Origin of the sequence: Simiduia curdlanivorans, from assembly GCF_030409605.1 — a bacterium.
Lineage (GTDB): Bacteria > Pseudomonadota > Gammaproteobacteria > Pseudomonadales > Cellvibrionaceae > Simiduia > Simiduia curdlanivorans.
Genome location: NZ_JAUFQG010000004.1, coordinates 3,042,201 through 3,065,623, shown reverse-complemented (window position 1 = coordinate 3,065,623; position 23,423 = coordinate 3,042,201). Strand labels below are relative to the sequence as shown.

Sequence of the window (23,423 nt, the reverse complement as noted above, 5' to 3'; positions counted from 1 at the left end):
TGAAATCAGGTAAGATTCTGCCCCCTGAATTTTCAAACCACTCGGAGCTTACCCCATGGAATTGTCTGCGCTGACGGCCGTTTCCCCCATCGACGGCCGCTACGGAAGCAAAACCTCAGATTATCGCGCCATTTTCAGCGAATTCGGTCTGATTAAGTGCCGCGTAGAAGTAGAAATTCGCTGGCTCCAGCAGCTCGCTAACCACCCAGGCGTTATCGAAGTTAACCCTTTCAGCGATGCCACCAACGCTCTACTTAACAATATCGTAGACGACTTCAGTGAAGCTGACGCGCTTCGCGTTAAAGCCATCGAGGCAACCACCAACCACGACGTTAAAGCAGTTGAGTACTTCATTAAAGAAAAATTCGGCGACAACGCAGAGCTCGCGAAAATCAAAGAGTTCGTTCATTTCGCCTGCACCTCAGAAGACATCAATAATTTATCTCATGGGTTGATGCTGAGCCGAGGTAGAGATCTACTCGTTCAGCAGATGTCTGAGGTAGAAGCTGCCATCGCCAGGCTCGCCAAAGACTTTGCTGCCGACCCAATGCTGTCGCGCACCCATGGGCAAACGGCATCGCCAACCACAGTCGGCAAAGAAATGGCCAACGTGGTGGCGCGCTTAAGGCGTCAAATTAAAAGTATTTCGGCGGTGGAATTATTGGGTAAAATTAACGGCGCTGTCGGTAACTACAACGCCCACTTGTCGGCCTACCCAGATATCGACTGGGCAGCCAATGCGCAGCAGTTTGTCGAAAGTTTAGGCTTGAGCTTTAACCCCTACACAACACAAATCGAACCGCACGATTACATTGCCGAAATGTTTGATGCCATCGCCCGCTTCAACACCATCATCATCGATTTTGATCGCGATGTATGGGGCTACATATCGTTAGGCTACTTTAAGCAGAAAACCATTGCCGGCGAAGTGGGCTCATCGACTATGCCCCATAAAGTTAACCCGATTGACTTTGAGAATTCGGAAGGCAATCTGGGGATAGCAAATGCTGTGTTCAACCACCTTGCTGCAAAACTTCCCCTGTCGCGCTGGCAGCGAGATTTGACCGACTCCACCGTACTTCGCAATATGGGTGTTGGCTTCGGCTACTGCGCCATTGCTTTTGCCTCCACGTTAAAAGGCATTAGTAAACTAGAAATTAACCGTGCGCGTTTAGATGCAGATCTGGACAATGCCTGGGAGGTTTTGGCCGAGCCGATTCAAACTATCATGCGCCGCTATGATGTACCCGAACCTTATGAAAAACTGAAAGCACTAACCCGCGGCCAGACAATTTCAAAACAGGTTATTTTGGATTTCGTAGAAACCCTCGACGTACCAGAGGAAGCCAAGGTGGTTATGCGGGCCTTAACGCCACATAATTATATCGGCAGTGCAGTTCAACAGGCGAAAGACCTGTAACAAAAACGGCAGCTACGGCTGCCGTTTTTAATTCCCCCTTGAGCGAGTAGAGACATATGGCACTGACCCAACTAGGTGAAATATCGCTGAGCGATTTCTTCGAAAATTATTGGCAGAAAAAGCCCTGCCTCATCCGCAATGGCTTAGCCAATTGGGAAAACCCACTATTCCCCGACGAATTAGCAGGCCTTGCATTGGAAGAAGACGTGGAGTCGCGCCTCGTACTCGAGCTAGACGATGGCAAACCTTGGCAGCTTAAAGCAGGCCCATTTAGCGAAGAGGATTTTAACCAGCTACCCGATACCGGGTGGACGCTACTGGTACAAGCTGTCGATCATTGGGTACCGGAAGTCACAGCCCTACTCGACCAGTTTCGATTTTTGCCCAACTGGCGTCTCGATGACATTATGGTCAGTTACGCACCCGACGGCAGTAGCGTTGGCCCCCATTTCGATTTCTACGACGTGTTTTTAATTCAAGGTTTTGGTAAGCGCCGCTGGCAGCTGGGTCAAACTTGTGATGAAAACAGTGAAAAAGTTGAAGGTACGCCGCTGAATATATTGCGCGACTTCGACTGCCGCGAGGAATTTATTCTAGAGCCTGGCGACATACTTTACGTGCCACCACAAATTGCACACTGGGGCATTGCAGAAGGCGAATGCATGACCTATTCAGTTGGGTTCAGGGCACCTTCGCACGCGGAAATAATCGATGATTTCGCCGCAGAGGTTTGTCAATCGCTACCCGACCATTTGCGCTATCAAGACAGCGCTATTCAAACCAGCAGCACGCCTGGCGTCATCGACACTAAAACCATCGAAACCCTAGGCCACATAATCCAATCCCATTTGAACAATCCAGCACAGCTCGCCCAGTGGTTTGGAAAATACATGACCGAGCCAAAGTACGATCCCGACGCCGGTCAAGTAAACCAACCGAGCAAGGACGATATAGCCCAAGCACAGGCTGAGCTAGTTGAACATGACGGTGCTTTATTTCAGGCCCCGGATGCACGCTTCGCCTGCCACCAGACAATACTTTTCGTGAATGGTAAATCCTACCATTGCGGACCTGAGCTCGCCTTCGAACTCGCCAACAACAGAGCGATTCCAAACTGGCACGAACACCGAGCAAACGCAGATAGTCATAGGCTACTTTTAACATTAGTTGCGAGTGGCGCACTTTGGCTCGAAGATCCGCTTGAACCCAGTGGCGATGAGTTCGACGACGAATAAGCACAATAGCCACCCAATCACTGCCGGCTTATGCTGGCAGCGCTTGATAACAAAGCGTCTCACCGCACTTAAACGGCAGTAAACTGTCACTTCAGCTAACGCCTTACTGTGCCTCGCCCCTCACTCAAGCCACGGCGCAATCATGTACGCTGGCACAGAAACGTCCGCGAAGATATTAAGGCACCTCTGAATAACTCCGGTACCACTCTGCGCGGCCTGGAGCTGTTAGCCGCAAGGCGGGATTCGCAGTTAATGGCCCTAGCCCTTAGCAAGAATACCAACGCCGCGGATACGGCCCCAGGCCACGCTCTTCGAGGCTTGCAGCAATTTCCGTGCGCTTTGTTGCAACTTCTCGACAGACCCCGGTATGCCTTCGAGGCAGCGCCGCGGTCACAAAAATTGCTGCAAGCCAGAGAGGTACCGGAGTTATTCAGAGGTGCCTTAAGAATATTGTGTGATAAGGTGCCTAATATAGGTTAAAAAGGTTCAAGGCACTCACCTTGAAGGAGTAAAACCCATGGATCAATTTGAACTAAATGGCGTCAATCCCGCACCAACTACCCAAGGGCTGCTAATTCTTGAAGAACTCTCCGCCTTCACAGCATTTGGCAGCCAGCTCGCAAGCCAGTGTCGTGCCAAGTTACGGATTTACAGCCCCGACCTAACGCCAGACCTTTATGCCAACGAGCTATTTGTCGATGCCTGCTCCAGCTTTGCGCGCAGCTCTAGACGCAGTCTTATCGAAATACTGGTTCAGAATGCGCAACCTATTATAGAGACTTATCATCCACTGATCGGACTGCAAAAACGCCTAAGCGACAAAATGAAGTTGCGTGTATTGCCAAAGGACTTTGACCCTGAAAACATTCAAAAGCTGGATCGAGCCTTTATGATTGGCGATGACAGCAAAATTTTACTGCAACACAGTTCGCTAGAGTGGAAAGGTTTTGTTAATTTCGAAGATAGAGCCAACGCCAAGGAATTTGGCCATAAATTTGACTACCTTTGGCAATACGGCGAGCCAGTGATGGAATTGCAACGATTAGGTATCTAAGACGATGAGGCAAATCATGAAACGCATAATTACGCCCCTCCTGTCGTTAGCGCTATGGGTTGGAATGCCAAGCGCCTATGCGGCTGACGGTTTTGTCATCTACACATTGCCAATTAAACACCGCAGCCCAGAATCTTTAGTGGACACACTCATTCCACTCATCGAGTCTGGTGGGCACATTTCCACCTCGGGCAACAAACTCATTCTAAAAACTACGCCAGCTAACTTTCAACAAATTGCACTGCTCGTAGATGAACTTGACGCCCCCGTACAGCAGCTACTTATTAGCGTGCGCCAATCAAAAAGCAATCAAGGAGGCTCTGGCGGCCTAAGCACACAGGGAAATATAACCACGGGTAGAATTCGCGTCGACGGCAAACCCATCCCGACCGAGCAAACAGTGACCGTGCACAAGTCAACTGGCTGGGGCAGCGGTGAAAGCAGCTATCAATTACGCGCCCTCGAAGGCGAACGCGTATTCCTGCAATCGGGCCAGCAAGTCCCGGTTCAATCTCGCTACGGGGTTGTCGGCGGTGTAGCAACGAGTGATTACTACCAACCGGTCACCAGTGGCATTAGCGTTATTGCGCGCTTGCGCAACGGGCAAGTCATACTGGATTTAACACAAGAGGCAAACGCTGTTGATGGCCGCAATATCGACACCCAATCCCTGCGCACACAAATAAACGCACGTCTCGGCGAATGGATTCAGGTGGGCGGAATTCAAGCCAGTAACTCGTCAGACGAGCGCGGCATCGCGCGCTACCAGACGTCAAACCAAGCCACTGATACCAGCATTTTCATCAAAGTGGATAAATTCTAACAAACAAAAAAGGCTCCAAACGGAGCCTTTTTTGTTTACAGATGGTAGCGGATATAAACTACGGCTTTTTAAGCGGGCGTTTGCTTAAGTTGACGTCTGTAGCTGTGTAACAAGGGTTCGGTATAACCGTTGGGCTGCGCTAAGCCTTTAAACACCAAGTCAGATGCCGCTTTAAAGGCGACGCTGGAGGTCAAAGACGGCGCCATCGGCACATAGTCTTTGTCTCCCGCATTTTGCTTATCTACGATGGCGGCCATACGGGCAAAGGTTTCCTCTACCTGAGCTTTAGTGCAAACGCCGTGATGCAGCCAATTAGCAATGTGCTGGCTGGAAATTCTGAGCGTGGCGCGATCTTCCATCAAACCGATATTGTTGATGTCTGGCACCTTGGAGCAACCAACGCCCTGGTCAATCCAGCGAACCACGTAGCCCAAGATACCTTGCGCATTATTATCCAATTCCTGTTGAATATCTTGCGCGCTTAGCGCACTGGGATCTTCCATAACGGGAATGGTAAGAATATCGTCAAGACTCGCCTGCTGGCGCGTTAACAGCTCTTGCTGGCGCGCCTGAACATTCACTCGGTGATAATGCACTGAGTGTAAAGTCGCACCGTTAGGCGAAGGCACCCACGCCGTATTGGCACCGGATAATGGATGCGCAACCTTTTGCTCCAGCATGGCCGCCATTTCATCCGGCATGGCCCACATGCCCTTGCCAATTTGCGCTTTACCAGCCAAGCCACAGGCCAGGCCAATATCAACATTGGCATCTTCGTAAGCGGCAATCCAAGCCTGCTGCTTCATTTTCGCTTTGGGAACAAAAGCGCCTGCGAGCATGCTGGTGTGCATTTCATCACCCGTGCGATCTAAAAAGCCGGTGTTAATAAACGCGACACGATCTTTTGCCGCGGCGATGCAGGCTTTCAAATTTACGGTGGTGCGACGCTCTTCATCCATGATGCCAACTTTTAATGTCAGCGGTGCTAGACCTAAGGCTTTTTCAATACGAGCAAACAGATCACAGGTAAAAGTCACTTCCGCTGGGCCATGCATTTTAGGCTTAACGATATAAATACTGCCGGTGCGGGAATTACTCACAATACCTTGGTTCAACACATCGTGCTTAGCAGCCAAAACAGTCACTAAGCCGTCCAGAATACCCTCGGGAATTTCTTTGCCCTCAGCCGTCAACACCGCGTCGGTAGTCATTAAATGGCCAACATTGCGAATAAACAAAAGACTGCGGCCGTGCAACACCAGCTCACCGCCTTTGGCGGCAGTGTAGCTACGATCTTCATTGAGCTTACGGGTTACAGTTTTGCCATTTTTAGAAAATGAATCCTCTAGATCCCCTTTCATCAAACCCAACCAGTTGGCGTAAACTTCAACTTTATCTTCGGCATCGACGGCTGCGACAGAATCTTCGCAGTCCATAATGGTAGTTACCGCTGCCTCAACCAGCAAATCCTGCACGCCGGCGAGATCGGTTTTTCCAATTTCAGCTTGGCGATCAATTTGAATTTCAATATGGAGGCCGTTATTTTTCAATAAAATCGCGGACGGCGTCGATTCCGGGCCGCGGAAGCCAACAAATTTTTCCGCACTTTGAAGCCCTGCTTCGGCACCATTCTTGAGTTCCGCGCGAAGCTCACCAAAGCTTACTTTATATAACACAACATCCGCATGGCTACCGGCTGCCAGTGGCGCAGCTTGATCTAAATGCGCTTTCGCAAAAGCTATAACTTTGGCTCCACGCACAGGGTTGTAAACACCAGCTTTCTCCGCGCCACCGTCTTCGCTTATGGCATTTGTGCCGTAAAGTGCATCGTACAAGCTGCCCCAACGCGCATTAGCGGCATTGAGCGCAAAACGCGCGTTCTTTACCGGAACAACCAGCTGCGGCCCCGCTTGAGTGCCAATTTCCTCATCCACATTGGCGGTGCTTATTGAAAAATCTGCAGGCTCAGGCAACAAATAGCCGATGTCGGTTAAAAAGCTTTTGTAGGCCGCCATATCTTTGATCGGGCCATGATTCGCGCTATGCCACTTGTCGATTTGCCCCTGCAAATCATCGCGCACCTTGAGTAAGGCTTCATTGCGCGGCATGAAATCGGCAAGAATAGATTCAAGTGAAGACCAAAAGGCTTCGGGGCTTACGCCGGTACCCGGCGCTATTTGCTCTTCGACTAAACGATAAAGGCTCTCGGCAACCTGCAAACCACCCTTCTGAATTCTATTTGTCATATCAACCTCTCTATTCATTGGCCGGCAATAGCAATCAAACCTCAACAAACCTGTCGCTTGATTAAAACCACCTTCGTTAACCAAATTCTAATTAGGCCAGATAAATTTATCTAACCTATTATTTCAATACCGACCATTCACACAAAGAATACTAAGAGCTATGCGCAACATCGACAATAAGGCGCCGCATCCATTGGTGCGCAGCGTTATTTTGCAGCAGCGGGCTCCACGCCATTTTTAACTCGAACTGGGGGATTTCAAAGGGCGGCTCTGCGATAACAACCCTAACATTGCTAGCGTGCAACTTTGCGGCCTTAGAAGGGATGGTCACAATGAGGTCTTTTTGCTCAGCGAGCAACATGGCGGCCTGATAATGGCGGGTAAAGACGCTAATACGGCGCTTTTTCCCCTGTTTAGCGAGGGCCTCATCCACCCAGCCAAGACGCTGAACATCTCTAGGGTTAACGCCCACGCCCACGCCCATGCCAGTTTTACTTACCCAAACATGCTGAGCCTGCAAATAGGTTTCCAGCGAAAAGCGATCCTTGATCGGGTTCTCCTGACTCAACATGCAGGAAAAGCTGTCTTTCCAAAGGGTTGTCTGATGAAAGGACTGAGGCATGGAGTCAAAGCGGTTAATGACCATATCAACCTTGCCCTGCTCGACATCCAAAAAACTGACGTCAGAGGGCGTCATGATATCCAAAGTAACCCCAGGCGCTTCGCGCCTTAAGCGGGTTAAAACATTGGGAAACAGCACGGCTTCCGCGTAGTCACTGGCCATAATGCGGTAAACCCGGTCCGACGCCGACGGGTCGAAATCACTCTGCGGCTGCACAGCACGCTCCACATTCGCCAACACATCGCGAATAACCGGCTGCAGCACTAATGCGCGCTCAGTCGGCGTCATGCCCTCACTGGTACGCACTAACAAAGGATCTTCAAAGAGATCGCGCAAGCGGCGCAGGCCATTGCTCATGGCAGGCTGACTCAAACCCAGATGATTCGCCGCCTTGGTCACATTTCGTTCGCGCAATAGGACATCCAGATAAACCAACAAATTTAGATCTATTCGGTTAATATTCACCTTTAGCCCTCTCGCCACATCTCTATAAGAAACGCGACTATAATTCACAACAGCAATACCCGCAATAGAAAGTATAAATTAGGCAAATCTAGCCTCCCTACCTACACTAGTCTCAAGCGTTCGATGCTTACTGAGGCCAGCCATTATGTGCAACCTCAGGATCATTCACCCAGTACGGGAAGGACTAGACCATGTCTCAATACACAAACGATATCCAAGAAGTAACCGCACTGCGTCAAGCTCAGGGCTCTAAGTGGGAAGCCATTAATCCAGAGTACGCGGCACGCATGCGCGCCCAGAACAAATTCAAAACAGGCCTAGACATCGCCAAATACACCGCAAAAATCATGCGTGAAGACATGGCTAACTACGACGCCGACTCAGCGCAATACACCCAATCCTTGGGTTGCTGGCATGGTTTTATCGGTCAGCAGAAGCTGATTGCGATTAAAAAGCACTTAGGCAGCACCAAGCGTCGCTACCTTTACCTATCTGGCTGGATGGTAGCGGCTCTGCGCAGCGAATTTGGCCCATTGCCCGACCAGTCAATGCACGAAAAGACCTCAGTGGCTAGCCTGATCGAAGAGCTGTACACCTTCTTGCGTCAAGCCGATGCGCGCGAACTGGGCGGTCTTTTCCGTCAGCTAGATGCGGCACGCGCCGCTGATGATCAAAAAGCAGCCGCAGAAATTCAAGCGAAGATCGACAACCACGAAACTCACGTGGTGCCAATCATTGCCGATATCGATGCCGGCTTCGGTAACGAAGAAGCGACTTACTTGCTGGCAAAGAAGATGATTGAAGCCGGTGCTTGCTGCATTCAAATTGAAAACCAAGTTTCCGATGAAAAGCAGTGCGGCCACCAAGACGGCAAGGTAACGGTCCCCCACTCTGATTTCTTGGCCAAGATTCAAGCAGTTCGCTACGCATTCCTTGAGTTAGGCGTAGAAGACGGCGTTATCGTAGCCCGCACCGATTCATTAGGCGCAGGCTTAACCAAGCAAATCGCAGTAACCAACACCCCTGGCGATCTTGGCGATCAATACAACAGCTTCCTAGACGCTGAAGAAGTATCACCTGCTGATATGAAAAACGGCGACGTGGTAATAAACCGCAACGGCAAACTGTTGCGTCCAAAGCGCCTAGCCAGCGGCCTATTCCAGTTCAAACAGGGTTCAGGCGAAGATCGCGTGGTACTAGACTGCATTACCTCACTGCAAAACGGTGCGGACCTGTTGTGGATCGAAACCGAGAAGCCGCACGTTGGTCAAATTGCCAGCATGGTAAATAAAATTCGTGCGACAGTTCCAGATGCGAAGTTGGTTTACAACAACTCGCCATCATTCAACTGGACCCTCAACTTCCGCCAGCAAGTATTTGATGCGATGACCGAAGCCGGCCAAGATGTATCGAGCTACGACCGCGCCAAGCTGATGGACGAGCGATATGACAGCACCGAGTTAGCGAAATTAGCTGATGAGAAAATTCAAAGCTTCCAGCGTGATGCCGCGCGCGAAGCCGGCATTTTCCACCACCTGATCACACTGCCAACTTACCACACAGCAGCGCTATCTACTGACAACCTGGCTAAAGGCTACTTCGGCGAACAAGGCATGCTCGCCTACGTTGAAGGCGTTCAGCGCAAGGAAATCCGCCAGGGCATTGCCTGTGTGAAACATCAGAACATGGCCGGCTCGGACATGGGCGACGACCACAAAGAGTACTTCTCAGGCGACGCAGCACTTAAAGCATCAGGTAAAGACAACACAATGAACCAGTTCTAATCGGTTCCCGATAGATATAAAGAAGGGGTTGCTTATGCAGCCCCTTTTTTATTGAGATTTAAAACAATGCATTATCAGAAAGTAAAATACCGTTTACATCGGCGTAAACATATTGACCCCTGGCCAAACTAACGCCGGCAAAACGCACCGAGCAACCCTGCTCGCCCACGCCTTTTTTTTCTGTTTTTATCGGGCTGGTATTGAGAGCTCTGACACCGAGTGGAAGTTTTGCAATCACCTCGGCATCGCGAATACAGCCATTAATGATGAAGCCTGCCCAACCATTTTTTACGGCTTGCTCCGCCAACATATCGCCGAGTAGCGCCTTGCGTAACGAGCCACCGCCGTCGACAACCATGACTCGACCCAAGCCGGGCTCGGCAACTAATTGCTTAACAAGAGAGTTATCCTCAAAGCATTTAACGGTTTCTATCTGGCCATAAAAATTCGCCGCGCCACCGTAACTTTGAAAAATTGGGTCGAGCGCAATGACATTATCGCCATGCTCATCGCTCAAATCGGGTGTGGAAAATTGCCCCGCAGAAATAGCCATAACCTAACTCCCTATTGTGAAGGGATTAATTATGGCAGTTAAAAGTAGCAGATACAGCTAAAGCGAATTCGCCTGCTGAATAGCGATTATAGATCCACGCCCACAGAACCGCCTTCGTATATGAGCGGTAGCTTTTGTAGTTGCTTTAAACAGCTAGCGAGCGGGCCGATCGCCACACCACTTTCCAGATTAAACTGAATGCCATGCACTGGGCAGCGAATGTTTCCCGCGTCAATGCTGGCGTTATCCATGCGCGCATCCATATGCGGACACCTATTTAGCAAAAGGTATGGCCTGTTGCCATCTTGAACTAACAACAAGGGCTTGCCATCCACCTGAAATGACTTGCAATAACCGTCGTACAAGTTAATGATTTTTTCTAGCGCTCGATAGGCCATAATTAATTCAACGTCATTATCTATTTGATTGAGAAGCAAGCTGCTCTATGGATAGACGCAAACCCGGCATCAACTGCTCCACACATCCCTCTCGGCCTAACCACTCTCTGGCACTCGCGTAGTCTTTGCACTCATCGGCGAGTAAATGAATAGTCACCGAGTTCAAGTTGCGCCAGCGAGAAAGCTTAGCGGCAAAATGTTCCGGCGCGAAAATATGCATTACCTGACGGGGCTGACTGAGAAATAGCTTGAGAGATTCCACCGGCTTGCCACGCCAGTAGCTTAGTAAACCGAATCGTTTGCGCCAATAATTGATCCAATCGCGGCGTTCGGGCTCATCGCCGGCTCGCTCTTGCAGCAGACGAGTGCGAAGCCCGACACTGGCAATACGTTTACCTAGGCTTATGGCCTCCTTATCACAGGGCCCACCGAGAGACACCAAACCCGAAATCATTTGGGTTGAAAGTATGCCGCTTTGCAGGGTAAACAAAGTCGCGAGACTGCCAACATCAATACCAATCCAGATAGCGGGAGCACCGGTCTGTTCGCGAATAAACATAGCCGCGGCCGGCAAGTCGCACTCGGCAATATCTTGTGGCTCAGTGGCATGTACGTGCGAGCGCAGCGGTGAACTTCCATGCTCGCGTAACTCTGGCAACCAGACATCGTAACCTTCATTAATCAATGCCATAGCTAAGCCTTGACCAGAGGCGATCCATTGCTGCCTATTTCGATACAAGCCGTGCAGCATCACCAGCGGCGGAAGCCCTAGCTTGCGCTTGCCCGGGGCACTAAGGCGAGTAACAGCAAACTCAGCTGCCCTGTCCATGCTGTTACCGGGCTTGAGAAGATAAACATCTTCAACATAATCGCCCTTTAGTTCTGCTTCTTTCAACACAGCTGGAAACAAACCGCTGCTGCTTTTTACGCCCAATTGCGCGCTCATAGAGCGACCCTTCTAAAAAATCTAAGCTTAAATTGGCTTGGCGGCAGCAAACAATTACAATCACTGCCCGCCCAAAATCGATAGTGCAATCAATGCAGCTCGAGACACTCAACGCCCCATACCTCGAAAACCCCTGCCAATGGCTTGAGATTTTCGAGGCGCTGCCCCGCCTAGCGTTACTCGACAGCTGCAATTTCAGTGGCGATTCTGGCCGGTATCATATCATTACCGGCGCGCCACAACAGTGGCTGACACTGCAAGATGGCGTCCTTTGTTATCAAAATGGTAGCCAGCAATCAAAAACCAAAGCTTGCAGCGCAAAAGACTGCTGGGCCGCCATCGAAAAACTACAAACCCAGTCGGAAATCGCCTCCAACCTTCCTTTTTGCGGCGGCTTACTGGGCTTTGTCGGTTATGAGTTTGGCCTTTGGAGCGAATTAGGCGTTGAACCCAGTGGCGAAATAGACTTCCCCGATTTCGCAGTTGGCAACTATCGGTGGGCCTTAATTCAAGACAACCACAGGTTCACCAGTCAGCTGGTCTTTTTATCTGACTGCGACAGAGAACTGCGCCAAAAAATCATACATTTAACCGATAAACCTATCAAAAAAAATCCATTTAAAACGATCAAAATCAATCATTTAAAGAAGCAAGTTAATGTAAATTGTTACAAGCTAGCAGTAAAAAAAATACAAGATTACATTCGCGCTGGCGACTGCTATCAAGTTAACTACACCCAGCGCTTTGGCTGCAACCAAGTACAACAGACGCCACTCGCTAGCTACCAAGCTTTAAGAGCACAGCAACCCGGGCCAATGTCAGCGTTTCTATCGATTGCAACTAACAAGGCGCTCATCAGCCTATCACCAGAGCGATTAGTAAAAAACGATCAAGGCCGCGTACTTGCACAACCAATCAAAGGCACCATTGCCCGCTCGCGAGAAAAACAAGAAGACGCCGCACTCGCGCTACAACTAGTGAACAGCGAAAAAGACCGGGCCGAGAACTTAATGATTGTGGACCTACTACGTAACGACCTAGGCCGCGTCTGCTTACCGGGGAGTATTCATGTTCCCAAACTTTTCGAGCTAGAAAGCTTCGAGAATGTTCACCATTTGGTGTCTAGTATTACCGGCCACCTTGCGCCGCAGGTAACTAACATTCACTTGCTCCAAGCTTGCTTTCCCGGCGGCTCCATTACTGGCGCCCCCAAACGCAGAGCCATGGAAATTATCCGCGAGACCGAAGTTTTTGGCAGAAGCGCCTATTGCGGATCGGTATTTTATAGCAGTGCTAACGGGCGCTTCGACGCCAACATTACCATTCGCACGCTGGTTGCCAGCGATGGTGAACTCTATTGCTGGGGCGGAGGTGGAATCACCTCAGATTCAAACCCAGATGAGGAGTACCAGGAATCCATGACAAAAGTGGCGAAACTGATCGGGCTTTAGTTTCAGCTCAACAGACTGTTCCCCGTGGAACATATATAGATTGACGCCAAAATAGTAACCTCTCATGCGATCAAGATATATGCATGACGGCTAAAACCCCATCGAACACCACAAAATATGGCGAATAAATGCTCAAAACATTGCTGAAAACACAAGATATGGTAGTTGGCGATCAAAACGCAATCAATGTTCCACGGAGTATTTAAAAACCACCTAGACACACAACATCCAACCTAATAGTTATAAAACTATAATCAATCGTTGCTTATAACTTATAACAAGCTTTGCTAAAATCAGCGCCTTTCTGCTAGTGATTACACAACAGCATTACCATGCGCGCAGATACAACGAAGGTCACAAGGATTGCTATGTCAGACGCCATTTCACTAGTGGATATTAATGCCACATTAGAGACGAAAAGCCCGCAAGAGATTCTTGAATTTGCGATTGATAACCACCCTGATTTGGCGCTCTCCTTTAGCGGCGCAGAAGATGTGGTGTTGATCGATATGGCACGCAAAATTGACCCGCAGATCCAGGTTTTTTGCCTAGATACTGGACGCTTACACCCAGAGACTTACCAATTCATTGAACGCGTGCGCAAGCACTATAAGCTGAATATTGAACTCCTCTACCCTGAAACCAGCGCCGTGCAAGCATTGGTGAGCAAAAAAGGCCTGTATAGTTTTTATGAAGATAACCATCAAGAGTGCTGTGGCATACGCAAAATAATGCCGCTGCAGAGAAAACTCCTAACCGTGGATGCATGGGTAACAGGCCAGCGGAAAGACCAAAGCCCCGGCACCAGAGCTAACATCCCGGTCATCCAAGACGACAAGGTGTTTGCTAGAGCAGGCGCACAACTGACCAAGTTTAACCCGCTGGCGAATTGGCGCTCCCAAGACGTTTGGCACTATATTCGAGCCAACGACGTACCGTACAATAGCTTGCACGACAATGGTTTTGTCTCTATTGGCTGCGAACCCTGCACCCGTGCCATCGGGCCAAACCAGCACGAACGCGAAGGTCGATGGTGGTGGGAAGAGGCTACGAAAAAAGAGTGCGGATTACACGCTGACAACGTTAAAGGCTAGTAAAAAGTAGGATATACACGTGAAAATTACACTTGTTAAAAAAATCTTGGCCGACGGCAGCCCCTGCAAAAAATGCGCTGACGTGCTGGAAAAGCTAGAGTCAGGCGGCTATATGACGTCTATTGACGAAATTCTCATTGCCGATGAACGCGATGAAAACTCTGCCGGAATGCTGCTTGCCGATAAATACCAAGTGAATAGAGCACCCTTTTTCGTGGTAGAAAGACCCGATCAGGAGGCTGTCATTTATACCGTCTATTTAAAGTTTGTTCGCGACATACTCGAGCAGGAAACCAGCGCCAGTGAAGAGGCAACAGAGATATTAGCGAACAATCCAGACCTGGATTTTCTCTAGCCCTTGAGCCCAACCTAGTTGGGAGCAGGAACCAAAAAAAGGGGCCGAGGCCCCTTTTCTTTTACCTTACCAGCGATTAAAAAGTCGGCAGCTCCATCCCATCAAACAGATCGTCCAACTCGGCTTTAGAGTGTTTCTGATACGCCTGATCAACCACTTCACGGGTTAAGTGTGGCGCGAATTGCGCAATGAAGTCATACATAAATCCACGCAAAAAAGTACCGCGACGGAAGCCAATTTTGGTAGTGCTGGCGGAGAATAAATGGCTGGCATCAAGTGCAACGAGATCTCTATCGGTTTCTTCGTTGTAGGCCATTTTCGCGATAATGCCGATACCCAAACCCAACCTAACGTAGGTTTTAATAACGTCTGCATCGGCGGCAGTGAATACCACCTTTGGCGCCAAGCCCTTTTCAATAAAAGCCTCGTCCAATTTTGAGCGCCCAGTAAAGCCAAACACATAGGTAACAATGGGGTGTTTGGCGACGGACTCCAAGGTTAAGGTAGACATTTGCGCGAGGGGATGATTCCGTGGCACCACCACGCAGCGATTCCAGCGGTAACACGGCATCATCACCAAATCGCTAAATAGCTCTAACGCCTCTGTTGCGATCGCAAAATCAACGGTGCCATCGGCAGCCATTTCCGATATTTGCATCGGCGTACCCTGATGCATATGCAGAGAAACTTCGGGGTAAGCTTTGATAAACGACTCGATAACCTTCGGTAGCGCATAGCGCGCTTGGGTATGCGTTGTGGCTAGCGATAAGCTGCCCTTTTTTTCGTTGCTGAACTCCTGTGCAACCTGCTTAATACTCTCGACCTTGCGAAGTATCTCCCCCGCAGTCTTCAAGATAGCTTCCCCGGCAGGCGTTATGCGCGTTAAATGTTTGCCGCTACGGGAGAAAACTTCCACGCCCAACTCGTCCTCAAGCAACCTAATTTGCTTACTGATACCTGGCTGAGAGGTGTAGAGGCTCTGCGCAGTTGCGGACACATTGAGGTCGTGATGTGCCACTTCCCAGATATAGCGCAGTTGTTGCAATTTCATACTAGCCCTCCAATTGGCTGCAGAAATGTCGTTGCTGTTATAAGAATCAGCAGAAATATTCTAATGGAGAATAGATAGGTTTTTTTTGCTTTGCCAGTCTTAAGCCATATTTAGATAGAGAGAGTGAAGGAATCACCTACCAAAGTCCTAATTGGCTGTCTTCACGTGACTCCTCCATGGTGACTTTATGCGCTAGCGGAATGGTTAAAACGGGTACTTTGGACAATTGGAGTATCTTTGCTGCTACCGAGCCTAAAAGTGCAATCCCCTCGCCTCGCGTACTTTGCCCACCGATCACAATCAGGTCGGCCTGCGACTCTTTGGCATGCCTTAAAATGACCTCGGCGGGCATACCTTGGTCGACAACAACGTCGCATATCGTGGATAAGTCATCCAAACCAGACATATATTCATCTGCGAGGCTTTCTATTACTTGGTCTTTGATGGACGCCAAAATTTTGTCGATGGCTTGATGGGCCTGCTGATTATCAGCCCCTGAGTATGTCTTGAATACGGCTTTAGCGAAGCTACCTAAAGGCTCCACCGCGTGAACGACTTCAACTTTTGCGCCACATTGTCGAGCCAAATACACCGCGTGGTATATCAGGTAAGACGCATGAGGCCCTAAATCTGTGCCACACACTATCTTTTCTATCATAATGCCACCTAACTGCAGGTGATTGACCTCGCTTAAGCATAGCAGTGCAAACTAGAGGCGCTACTCGTTTGCCACACCATGTGGCACGTGCCCAGTCGCAACATGCTCACTGGCGGCGCTACAGTGCACTTGCTGGTCATCGAAAAATACATCGGCGCCATAAGCCTTCAAAAAACTCGCCTTGGTCATCCCCCCTAAGAAAAGCGATTCATCAATGCGGATATTCCACGCCCTTAGGGTTCGAATCACCCGCTCATGGGCCGGTGCTGATCTGGCCGTCACAAGTGCCGTGCGAATCGGTGATGCACCCGGCTCAAACTCAGATTGAATACTGTGTAAGGCTGCCAAAAACGGCTTAAATGGGCCGCCGGTCAAAGGTAACTTCGCCGCTTCTTTTTCATTTTTGGCAAAGGCTTCGAGGCCTTGGGTTTTGTAAATTCGTTCCGATTCATCGGAGAACAAAACGGCGTCGCCGTCAAAGGCAAAACGCAGCTGAGCGCCAGGATCTTTCTGCTTTTTAGAGGCCAATAAGGTGGCAGCGGCAACGCCCTCGCGCAGCGCTAAACGCACATCCGCTGGATCGGTCGAGAGAAACAAGTGACAGCCGAACGCGGTAATGTATCTGTAGGGGTCTTCGCCGCCGCAAAAAGCGGCTCGGCTAATAGGTAACTTGTAATGCTCAATGGAATTAAATACGCGCAGACCTGTATCGGCACTGTTTCGGCTCAACAAAATCACCTCTACACGATGATCTGTTAACACCTCGTTGAGTCGCAAAAGTTTTTCCACTAATGGAAATGCCTCGCCTTTTTCCAGCAATTCCTCTTCGTGCTCAATTTGATATTGTGAGTAAGCCTCAAGCCCTTGGTTTATATACACCTGGTGGCTAGCATCCAAGTTGAACAAGGCTCTACTTGATATCGCAATCACCAACTGTTTTGGTACTGACATCTATTTCCATCTCTTTAAAAAAATGCCGGCCAAATTTTCAGCCGAAGAAAAGCAACCGTGTTTACGCCATTGCCTGCGATTTTTGGTAACGCTTGTTGCCAACGCCAGGGGAACTTCATAGCAGCTGACTCTTGCTAGCGGAGTGCGCGCATTTTCTGCTCCTAGATTCAAATGTTGTCTAGGCTTAAAGCCTCACTGCCGATTATCTGGAGTAAGCCATGGCCTATACGGACTACAAATTAGCTGACATGTGCAATGATTTAGCCGCATTGTTTGGTCATAAGTGGGTAGCCATTCCACTTATCTGCCTATTAGGTTTTAAGGTTGTGAGCCTTGCCCCCATGACATTTTGGTATCTCGTACCCCTACTCGTGCTGACACTGTTATTTTCCATAAGAGCCACAGCCAGGCTGGTACTGCGCGACCGCGCCCTGCTGCTGAGTTTGTATCAAGCACAAAGCCAACAGCGCAAGCGCTAAATCTTGAGTCTTGAGTCAAGGCCCATCAATATCATTATCGCCCGCCAGAATAACGTCCTCTACCTTATGGGGCTCAAGCAAGCACAGAACCAACCGCTTCAAATCGGCAATGGTGCGCTCGGCGCGACTTTCAACCTGGTTCACCACAACGAGCGATAGGGCATGGGTCATTTCTAGGTAAGCTCGGCCCAATCGATTCAACTCATTTGGACTAGAAACAAAACCCAGTCGAACAAACATGGCCATCATCCGCTCAATAATCATGGCGTCGTGGCGCTCGTCCAGATCCCGCAGTTCAGGTACAGCCCACATAGCTTGGGCCAGCGGCAAGATGGCTCGTTCATCGCGATAAACTTCTAGCATTCGCTCAACGGCTTTGTCGATAAAGGCCTCTAGGCTCATGTCTTCGATGGGCAAGGCTGCAACATCGGTGAGCGCATCGGCCATGGTTTCTAGCCAGCGATCACCGAGGGCATATAGAATGGCTTGCTTATTCGGAAAGTAGTGATATAGCGAGCCAACAGAAATAGACAATTCTTTGGCGATGAGGATCGTTGTTAATTCGTCGAAGCCAACTTCGCCCAATAGTTTTGCGGTGACATCTAAAATCTGCCGAGTGCGATGCTTGGCTCGTTCCTGTACCGGCTGGCGCCGAGGGATAATCGAATTAGTTCGCTTAACATTGCGTTCGTTCAAAGAAAACTCCTTGGTTGAGGTTGGGCTGCGAACAGCCGCTTCGCATCCATGCGAAGGCTTGTTTGCACACGTGGGATAATCTTAGAAAAATTAATTCTAGTCAAATTTCCACTTATGCAAAATTATACCTCAATAATGGCACACCAACGCCTGCCCGCGCCATGGCTTTGCGCGCAAAGTCGTTAACTGGCCTTTTAGAGCTTATCCATCAAACTGTAGTAGAGCATACCCGCCACTAGGCCGGGCCAGCGTAACAGCGTACCGCCGGGAAACATCGGCTGCGGCAAAGAAGCCATTACATCAAAGCGCTCAGCCGTACCGGCAACCGCTTCCGAAAGTAACTTGCCGGCCATGGTTGCTGTGGGTACTCCATGGCCAGAATACCCTTGGGCATAGAAAACATTGGGCTCAAGCCGACCAAAATTGGGCATACGATTTAACGTGATAGCCAATGTACCACCCCAGGCATAGTCGACCTTTTTTGTTGCTAAATGGGGGTACACACGCAACATATACTTTTGCACAAAGGCTTTTAGATCTCTTGGGAAACGACTGGTGTAGTTTTCACCACCGCCGAAAATAAGCCGGTTATCCCCTGACAACTTCCAATAGTTAATAACAAACAGCGAATCCTGTAGCGCCGTGTCGTCACGTATTAGTGCCCGAGCTTCCGCTTCGGGCAAGGGCTCAGTAGCTAATACAAAATTATTGATAGGCATAATTTTGCGAGCCAATCTTGGCTCTAACCCGGCCAGATAGCCATTGGTAGCAAAGACAAGGAACTTGGCGGTAATAGAGCCCTGATCTGTATGCACCACAGGGTTGGCGCCCTTTACGTAATGGGTTACCGGCGAGTTTTGGTAAAACCTCACACCCGCCAACTCGGCTGCTTTGGCCAACCCCAACAAGTAATTCAGCGGATGTAAATGGCGCGAACCGCTATCTAAATAACCACCGTGATATTTGTCGCTCCCCACTCGCTCGTCAACTTGCGCCTTAGTGAGAAACTCAGCCTGAGTGTAGCCATAGCGCTCGCGCAGGTGCTCAACACCCGCTTTGAAATCCGGAATTTCCTTAGCCTTACTGGCAAGGTGCAAGATGCCGGTTTTAAAGTCGCAGTCGATCTGGTGCTTGGCAACCAAACTTTCTACCGTAGCAACAGCTTCAAGGCCAAATTGCCAGAGCAAGGAGGCTTTATCTTGGCCAAGCATGGTTTCGAGATCAGATTGGTCTTTCCTTTGCCCTGTGCCAACGTGCCCACCGTTGCGCCCAGAGGCCCCCCAGCCCACCTGGTTCGCCTCTAACACTGTCACTTGATAGCCTTTTTCGGCCAGGTGTAAAGCAGCGGAAACACCGGTGTAGCCCGCGCCTATGACGCAAACGTCCGTCGTCTCGTGACCAACGAGAGCGCCATTATCAAACTGATGCTTGGCAGTCGCTGCGTAATAGGAGCTTGTATGAGCTTGCTTGGTTTCATGCCAAATACGGTTCATTGCATCTTCGCCTGCTGCCCCAAATGGGGCGCTTGTGTTTTTATCAGCCAAACAATAGACTGAATAATAATTCGGTTTTATAGTATGTTTTGCCGTGGCACTACGCAAGCCCCATTTGGGGTAACCGTTATTCTATTTACCGGCCACCCATTGAGAGATCAATAGGCTTGATTTACTGTAGCTCTTCAAACTAATCACAGCGCAACAGGTGCAACATGGTTGACTCCATCGACTCATGGTTAAAGGAAAACGGTATTACGGAAGTAGAATGTCTCGTGCCAGACATGACAGGTAATGCACGAGGCAAATTTATTCCCGCCCATAAATTTATTAAGGAAGACAGCCGCCTCCCGGAAAGTATTTTGATTCAAACGGTAACCGGGGAATACGTGGACAACCATTGGGATATTGTGGCCCCACTCGATTCAGACATGCTGTTAGAGCCAGACCCAAATACCGTGCGCATCGTGCCCTGGGCGGACGAGCCAACGGCACAAATCATTCACGACTGCTACACCCGAGCCGGCGATCCACACCCAATGGCAACACGGAATGTACTAAAAAAAGTCCTCGCCCTCTACGAAAAGGAAGGTTGGACCCCCGTGGTTGCGCCAGAGGTTGAGTTCTATTTGGTCAGCCAGAACACCGACCCAGACTACGAGCTATCGCCACCACCCGGGCGATCTGGCCGACGGGAGTTTGCTCGTCAATCCTACAGTATTGACGGTTGCAACGAATACGAACCAATCATCAACGACATGTATAAGTATTGCGAAGCACAGAACTTGGATGTCGACACGCTCATTCATGAATCCGGCGCTGCGCAACTTGAAATTAATTTCTTGCATGGCAACGCTTTGGATTTAGCCGACCAGGTGTTTACTTTTAAACGCACTATGCGGGAAACCGCATTTAGGCACGGCATTTATGCCACCTTCATGGCTAAACCGATGACCAACGAACCCGGCAGCGCGATGCACATCCACCAGAGCGTTGTCGATAAAAATGGCGATAACATTTTCGTTGATAAAGATGGCAATGAGAGCGACCTATTCCGTTATTACATTGGCGGCTGCCAGCGCTATATACCGCACACAATTTCGCTGTTCGCGCCCAACGTAAACTCCTATCGGCGCTTCGCCAAAGATATCGCTGCACCGGTTAATCTCGAGTGGGGCTACGACAATCGCACCGCTGGCATCCGCATTCCAGATAGCTCACCAGCGGGAAAACGGGTTGAAAACAGATTTCCTGGTGTTGATGTAAATCCCTACCTAGCCTTTGCTGCCTCGCTTGCGTGCGGGTATCTCGGCATGAAAAATAAACTCACGCCCACGCCACACTGCGAAGGCCACGCCTCCGAAGACGGTGAAATAGAGCTGCCGAGAAACCTTTTGCACGCACTCAATCTATTAACCGACTGCCCAGAGCTTGAGGAAGTTTTTGGCGCGGACTTTATCAAAGCTTATGCGGCGGTAAAGATGGAAGAGTTTGAAGCCTTTAATAAAGTTATTACTACCTGGGAACGCGAATACCTTTTACTCAACGTATAATTAACAAACGGAAATAATCATGAAGCTTTGGTCTAGACTTAGAAACACGATAAAAGTTACCGCCACTCTTATTGTATGCTTAGCAGTTAACGCATGTGATAGTGGCAGTGATAGTGCCAGCCCAACAGCTTCATTGATTATTACCAACGGAACACTTTATACCGCGAATGCTAAGCAGGAGTTTGCTGAGGCGATAGCTATTGCTGGCGACGAAATTATCTACGTAGGTACTGACGCAGGCGCGAAGAAGTTTGTCGGTGACAACACTCAAGTTGTAGACGCCAAGGGCAAGATGGTACTGCCAGGTCTACACGATGCGCACATACACCCACTCGGTCTGGTCTCCAGCAGCAATTGCGATCTAGAAAGTAGCCCATTAACGCTAACTGAACTCGCCACTGTTATTACGGACTGCCTGAACCAAGCGAAGCTTGAACCGAACCAATGGCTTACCGTCGAACAATGGAACTTTACCAAGGGCAATCAACCTGATGACGAACTACTGAATATACGAATGGCTCTGGACAAAGCCAGCCTAACCACACCTATTTTTCTAAGAGGCAACGATGGTCATCACGGTGCCGCCAATAGCGCAGCCCTATTAACCGCAAAAAATATACACGGAGACATCATCGGCCTGAGCGGCAAAACCATTGCGACAGACTTTCAAGAGTATGCGCAATACATTGGTGTCGACAAACAAGGTGAGCCGGACGGCCAGCTCTCTGAAGCGGCCAGATACATTCTGGCCTTACCCAGTAGTGCGTTAACAGGCGATGGCACACCCGAACAATTAAGTGCCAAGCTACCGGCCATTGCAGCAATATTAGCCAAGTCTGGGATTACCAGCATTCAAGATGCCGCAGCAGATATAGAAACCTTGCCGATTTTGGAGCAATACGCATTAAGCGGCCAGCAAACTTATCGCTACACCGGTGCCCTTATTGCAGACTTTGCAAATTTTAGTCGCCCCATCCGTGATAACTCGGATTGGACCAAGCAAAACTCCATCAGTGAAGTGAATATTAACAGCATAATCGATGAGTTCTCGGCAATTAAAAACCGCCAGAAAAACCCACAGATTTTTAAAACTGACGCGGCTAAAATTTTTGTCGATGGCGTTATCGAAGGCAATCCTTTCGCCACCCCGCCCTCACTGCCAAACGCAGCAGTAAAAAAACCCTATTTACAACCAATTTTTCAGGTGCAGGACGACACACTTCGCCTACAGGGCTATGTCGATCTCGACTCGCCTGCCTGTCAAAAATTCCGCGCCAACCCACCCTTAGGTAACGCCGAAAAAACAACATTTTTTGAACAACATCAGTTTCAGCCAGAGCAGTGCATAATCAGCAATGGTAGGCTCGAACACGATGAAAATTTCATTCACAACTACATAGCGCAACTAGAAGCTGCTGGCTTTTCAATTCATGCCCACGCAATCGGCGATCGCGCTGTTGCAACCGCCTTAGATGCGTTTGAAGCTTCCAAAGCCAAAAACAAACACCAACGCCCTCAAACCATCAGTCATGCACAACAAATCTCAGACAGCGACCTAGCTCGATTTAGTAAAAATGCCGTTTATCTAGCTTTCACTTTCGCCTGGGCAATACCAGATTATGGTTACGACCTAACAGTGACGCCCTACATAGATAAACTGAGCAGCCTAGAAGATTTATACAATCCCTCTAATTACACCATCACCAACCATTACCCTGCTAACAGTGCTAGGCGTAATGGCGCCGTTATCATTGCAGGGAGCGATGCACCTGTTGATACAAGGGACCCCCGCCCATTCATTAACCTCGCATCAGCAGTCACTCGCTATGCCGAAGGTAAAACCTACAACGAAAGCGAAAGGCTAAGCCTTACCGACGCCTTAGATGCATTCACCATCAACAGTGCTCGAGCAATGCAACAAGCTGAGATCACCGGCTCTCTTGAAGTAGGCAAAAAAGCAGACCTTGTATTATTGGATAGAAACTTGGTCCCGAGTGCAGCCGCATTTGACGGGGATGTAATTGCCGAGACACAAGTTGAACTGACCGTTTTCAACGGCAAGGTCATTTACCAAAAACAATAATAGATAAATAACT

At 49.4% G+C, this 23,423-nt stretch carries 21 protein-coding genes; 11 read left to right on the top strand and 10 right to left on the bottom strand.

Annotation, left to right across the window (positions count from 1 at the left end):
- The first annotated feature begins 55 nt into the window (after positions 1 to 55).
- The 4 genes from purB (at position 56) to QWY82_RS13570 (ending at position 4,532) form a co-directional block, all read left to right on the top strand.
- Positions 56 to 1,420, top strand: a complete 1,365-nt coding sequence (gene purB / locus QWY82_RS13585; protein WP_290263261.1) for an adenylosuccinate lyase — start codon at positions 56 to 58, stop codon at positions 1,418 to 1,420.
- 56 nt (positions 1,421 to 1,476) lie between these two features.
- Complete coding sequence (locus QWY82_RS13580; protein WP_290263259.1) at positions 1,477 to 2,655, top strand: cupin domain-containing protein; 1,179 nt, start codon at positions 1,477 to 1,479, stop codon at positions 2,653 to 2,655.
- A 517-nt stretch (positions 2,656 to 3,172) separates the two neighbouring features.
- Positions 3,173 to 3,709 carry a DUF7931 domain-containing protein gene (locus tag QWY82_RS13575; protein WP_290263257.1) on the top strand — a complete coding sequence of 179 codons (537 nt, stop codon included), beginning with the start codon at positions 3,173 to 3,175 and terminating at the stop codon, positions 3,707 to 3,709.
- Positions 3,710 to 3,725: 16 nt separating this feature from the next.
- Positions 3,726 to 4,532 carry a hypothetical protein gene (locus QWY82_RS13570; protein ID WP_290263255.1) on the top strand — a complete coding sequence of 269 codons (807 nt, stop codon included), beginning with the start codon at positions 3,726 to 3,728 and terminating at the stop codon, positions 4,530 to 4,532.
- A 68-nt stretch (positions 4,533 to 4,600) separates the two neighbouring features.
- Here QWY82_RS13570 and QWY82_RS13565 read toward each other — a convergent pair whose 3' ends face one another.
- Entirely contained in the window at positions 4,601 to 6,778 is a 2,178-nt protein-coding gene (locus QWY82_RS13565; protein WP_290263253.1) for a malate synthase G, read from the bottom strand.
- 151 nt (positions 6,779 to 6,929) lie between these two features.
- Positions 6,930 to 7,865, bottom strand: coding sequence for a LysR family transcriptional regulator (locus QWY82_RS13560; RefSeq protein ID WP_290263250.1), 936 nt, complete (start codon positions 7,863 to 7,865; stop codon positions 6,930 to 6,932).
- Between the two features lie 191 nt (positions 7,866 to 8,056).
- Between QWY82_RS13560 and QWY82_RS13555 the strand changes: the two genes are divergently transcribed.
- Positions 8,057 to 9,649, top strand: coding sequence for an isocitrate lyase (locus QWY82_RS13555; RefSeq protein WP_290263248.1), 1,593 nt, complete (start codon positions 8,057 to 8,059; stop codon positions 9,647 to 9,649).
- Positions 9,650 to 9,707: 58 nt separating this feature from the next.
- Here QWY82_RS13555 and rraA read toward each other — a convergent pair whose 3' ends face one another.
- The 3 genes from rraA to QWY82_RS13540 all read right to left on the bottom strand — a co-directional run bounded on the left by rraA (position 9,708) and on the right by QWY82_RS13540 (position 11,546).
- Entirely contained in the window at positions 9,708 to 10,202 is a 495-nt protein-coding gene (gene rraA, locus QWY82_RS13550; RefSeq protein WP_290263246.1) for a ribonuclease E activity regulator RraA, read from the bottom strand.
- Positions 10,203 to 10,288: 86 nt separating this feature from the next.
- Positions 10,289 to 10,600, bottom strand: coding sequence for a Rieske (2Fe-2S) protein (locus QWY82_RS13545; protein ID WP_290263243.1), 312 nt, complete (start codon positions 10,598 to 10,600; stop codon positions 10,289 to 10,291).
- A gap of 16 nt (positions 10,601 to 10,616) precedes the next feature.
- Positions 10,617 to 11,546: an alpha/beta hydrolase gene (locus tag QWY82_RS13540; protein ID WP_290263241.1), complete on the bottom strand. Its 930-nt coding sequence runs from the start codon at positions 11,544 to 11,546 to the stop codon at positions 10,617 to 10,619.
- A gap of 92 nt (positions 11,547 to 11,638) precedes the next feature.
- On the opposite strand from QWY82_RS13540, the gene pabB reads away from it, so the two are divergent.
- The 3 genes from pabB to QWY82_RS13525 all read left to right on the top strand — a co-directional run bounded on the left by pabB (position 11,639) and on the right by QWY82_RS13525 (position 14,446).
- A complete protein-coding gene (gene pabB, locus QWY82_RS13535) occupies positions 11,639 to 12,997 on the top strand; it encodes an aminodeoxychorismate synthase component I (protein WP_290263239.1) in 1,359 nt (452 codons plus the stop codon).
- Between the two features lie 368 nt (positions 12,998 to 13,365).
- Positions 13,366 to 14,091, top strand: a complete 726-nt coding sequence (locus tag QWY82_RS13530) for a phosphoadenylyl-sulfate reductase (RefSeq protein WP_290263237.1) — start codon at positions 13,366 to 13,368, stop codon at positions 14,089 to 14,091.
- A gap of 19 nt (positions 14,092 to 14,110) precedes the next feature.
- Positions 14,111 to 14,446 carry a hypothetical protein gene (locus tag QWY82_RS13525; RefSeq protein ID WP_290263235.1) on the top strand — a complete coding sequence of 112 codons (336 nt, stop codon included), beginning with the start codon at positions 14,111 to 14,113 and terminating at the stop codon, positions 14,444 to 14,446.
- A 76-nt stretch (positions 14,447 to 14,522) separates the two neighbouring features.
- On the opposite strand, the gene cysB is transcribed toward QWY82_RS13525, so the two are convergent.
- From cysB to QWY82_RS13510, 3 genes are all read right to left on the bottom strand, one after another.
- Positions 14,523 to 15,497, bottom strand: a complete 975-nt coding sequence (gene cysB, locus QWY82_RS13520) for an HTH-type transcriptional regulator CysB (RefSeq protein WP_290263234.1) — start codon at positions 15,495 to 15,497, stop codon at positions 14,523 to 14,525.
- Between the two features lie 136 nt (positions 15,498 to 15,633).
- Complete coding sequence (locus QWY82_RS13515; protein ID WP_290263232.1) at positions 15,634 to 16,155, bottom strand: universal stress protein; 522 nt, start codon at positions 16,153 to 16,155, stop codon at positions 15,634 to 15,636.
- Between the two features lie 60 nt (positions 16,156 to 16,215).
- Positions 16,216 to 17,106: a 5'-nucleotidase gene (locus QWY82_RS13510; protein ID WP_290263230.1), complete on the bottom strand. Its 891-nt coding sequence runs from the start codon at positions 17,104 to 17,106 to the stop codon at positions 16,216 to 16,218.
- Between the two features lie 218 nt (positions 17,107 to 17,324).
- Between QWY82_RS13510 and QWY82_RS13505 the strand changes: the two genes are divergently transcribed.
- Positions 17,325 to 17,585, top strand: a complete 261-nt coding sequence (locus QWY82_RS13505; protein ID WP_290263228.1) for a hypothetical protein — start codon at positions 17,325 to 17,327, stop codon at positions 17,583 to 17,585.
- A gap of 15 nt (positions 17,586 to 17,600) precedes the next feature.
- Here QWY82_RS13505 and QWY82_RS13500 read toward each other — a convergent pair whose 3' ends face one another.
- A complete protein-coding gene (locus QWY82_RS13500; protein ID WP_290263226.1) occupies positions 17,601 to 18,281 on the bottom strand; it encodes a TetR/AcrR family transcriptional regulator in 681 nt (226 codons plus the stop codon).
- A 194-nt stretch (positions 18,282 to 18,475) separates the two neighbouring features.
- A complete protein-coding gene (locus tag QWY82_RS13495; RefSeq protein ID WP_290263224.1) occupies positions 18,476 to 19,774 on the bottom strand; it encodes an NAD(P)/FAD-dependent oxidoreductase in 1,299 nt (432 codons plus the stop codon).
- Positions 19,775 to 19,989: 215 nt separating this feature from the next.
- Here QWY82_RS13495 and QWY82_RS13490 point away from each other — a divergent pair, with 215 nt between their 5' ends.
- A complete protein-coding gene (locus tag QWY82_RS13490) occupies positions 19,990 to 21,327 on the top strand; it encodes a glutamine synthetase family protein (RefSeq protein WP_290263222.1) in 1,338 nt (445 codons plus the stop codon).
- Positions 21,328 to 21,346: 19 nt separating this feature from the next.
- Positions 21,347 to 23,410 (top strand): amidohydrolase, encoded by a 2,064-nt coding sequence (locus tag QWY82_RS13485; protein ID WP_290263220.1) that lies wholly within the window; start codon positions 21,347 to 21,349, stop codon positions 23,408 to 23,410.
- Positions 23,411 to 23,423: the final 13 nt, after the last annotated feature.

Bases quoted from the DNA above. Each gene is read 5' to 3' on its own strand.
- purB (WP_290263261.1), top strand. From the start codon at position 56: ATGGAATTGTCTGCGCTGACGGCCGTTTCCCCCATCGACGGCCGCTAC.
- QWY82_RS13580 (WP_290263259.1), top strand. From the start codon at position 1,477: ATGGCACTGACCCAACTAGGTGAAATATCGCTGAGCGATTTCTTCGAA.
- QWY82_RS13575 (WP_290263257.1), top strand. From the start codon at position 3,173: ATGGATCAATTTGAACTAAATGGCGTCAATCCCGCACCAACTACCCAA.
- QWY82_RS13570 (WP_290263255.1), top strand. From the start codon at position 3,726: ATGAAACGCATAATTACGCCCCTCCTGTCGTTAGCGCTATGGGTTGGA.
- QWY82_RS13565 (WP_290263253.1), bottom strand. From the start codon at position 6,778: ATGACAAATAGAATTCAGAAGGGTGGTTTGCAGGTTGCCGAGAGCCTT.
- QWY82_RS13555 (WP_290263248.1), top strand. From the start codon at position 8,057: ATGTCTCAATACACAAACGATATCCAAGAAGTAACCGCACTGCGTCAA.
- rraA (WP_290263246.1), bottom strand. From the start codon at position 10,202: ATGGCTATTTCTGCGGGGCAATTTTCCACACCCGATTTGAGCGATGAG.
- QWY82_RS13545 (WP_290263243.1), bottom strand. From the start codon at position 10,600: ATGGCCTATCGAGCGCTAGAAAAAATCATTAACTTGTACGACGGTTAT.
- QWY82_RS13540 (WP_290263241.1), bottom strand. From the start codon at position 11,546: ATGAGCGCGCAATTGGGCGTAAAAAGCAGCAGCGGTTTGTTTCCAGCT.
- pabB (WP_290263239.1), top strand. From the start codon at position 11,639: ATGCAGCTCGAGACACTCAACGCCCCATACCTCGAAAACCCCTGCCAA.
- QWY82_RS13530 (WP_290263237.1), top strand. From the start codon at position 13,366: ATGTCAGACGCCATTTCACTAGTGGATATTAATGCCACATTAGAGACG.
- cysB (WP_290263234.1), bottom strand. From the start codon at position 15,497: ATGAAATTGCAACAACTGCGCTATATCTGGGAAGTGGCACATCACGAC.
- QWY82_RS13515 (WP_290263232.1), bottom strand. From the start codon at position 16,155: ATGATAGAAAAGATAGTGTGTGGCACAGATTTAGGGCCTCATGCGTCT.
- QWY82_RS13510 (WP_290263230.1), bottom strand. From the start codon at position 17,106: ATGTCAGTACCAAAACAGTTGGTGATTGCGATATCAAGTAGAGCCTTG.
- QWY82_RS13505 (WP_290263228.1), top strand. From the start codon at position 17,325: ATGGCCTATACGGACTACAAATTAGCTGACATGTGCAATGATTTAGCC.
- QWY82_RS13495 (WP_290263224.1), bottom strand. From the start codon at position 19,774: ATGAACCGTATTTGGCATGAAACCAAGCAAGCTCATACAAGCTCCTAT.
- QWY82_RS13490 (WP_290263222.1), top strand. From the start codon at position 19,990: ATGGTTGACTCCATCGACTCATGGTTAAAGGAAAACGGTATTACGGAA.
- QWY82_RS13485 (WP_290263220.1), top strand. From the start codon at position 21,347: ATGAAGCTTTGGTCTAGACTTAGAAACACGATAAAAGTTACCGCCACT.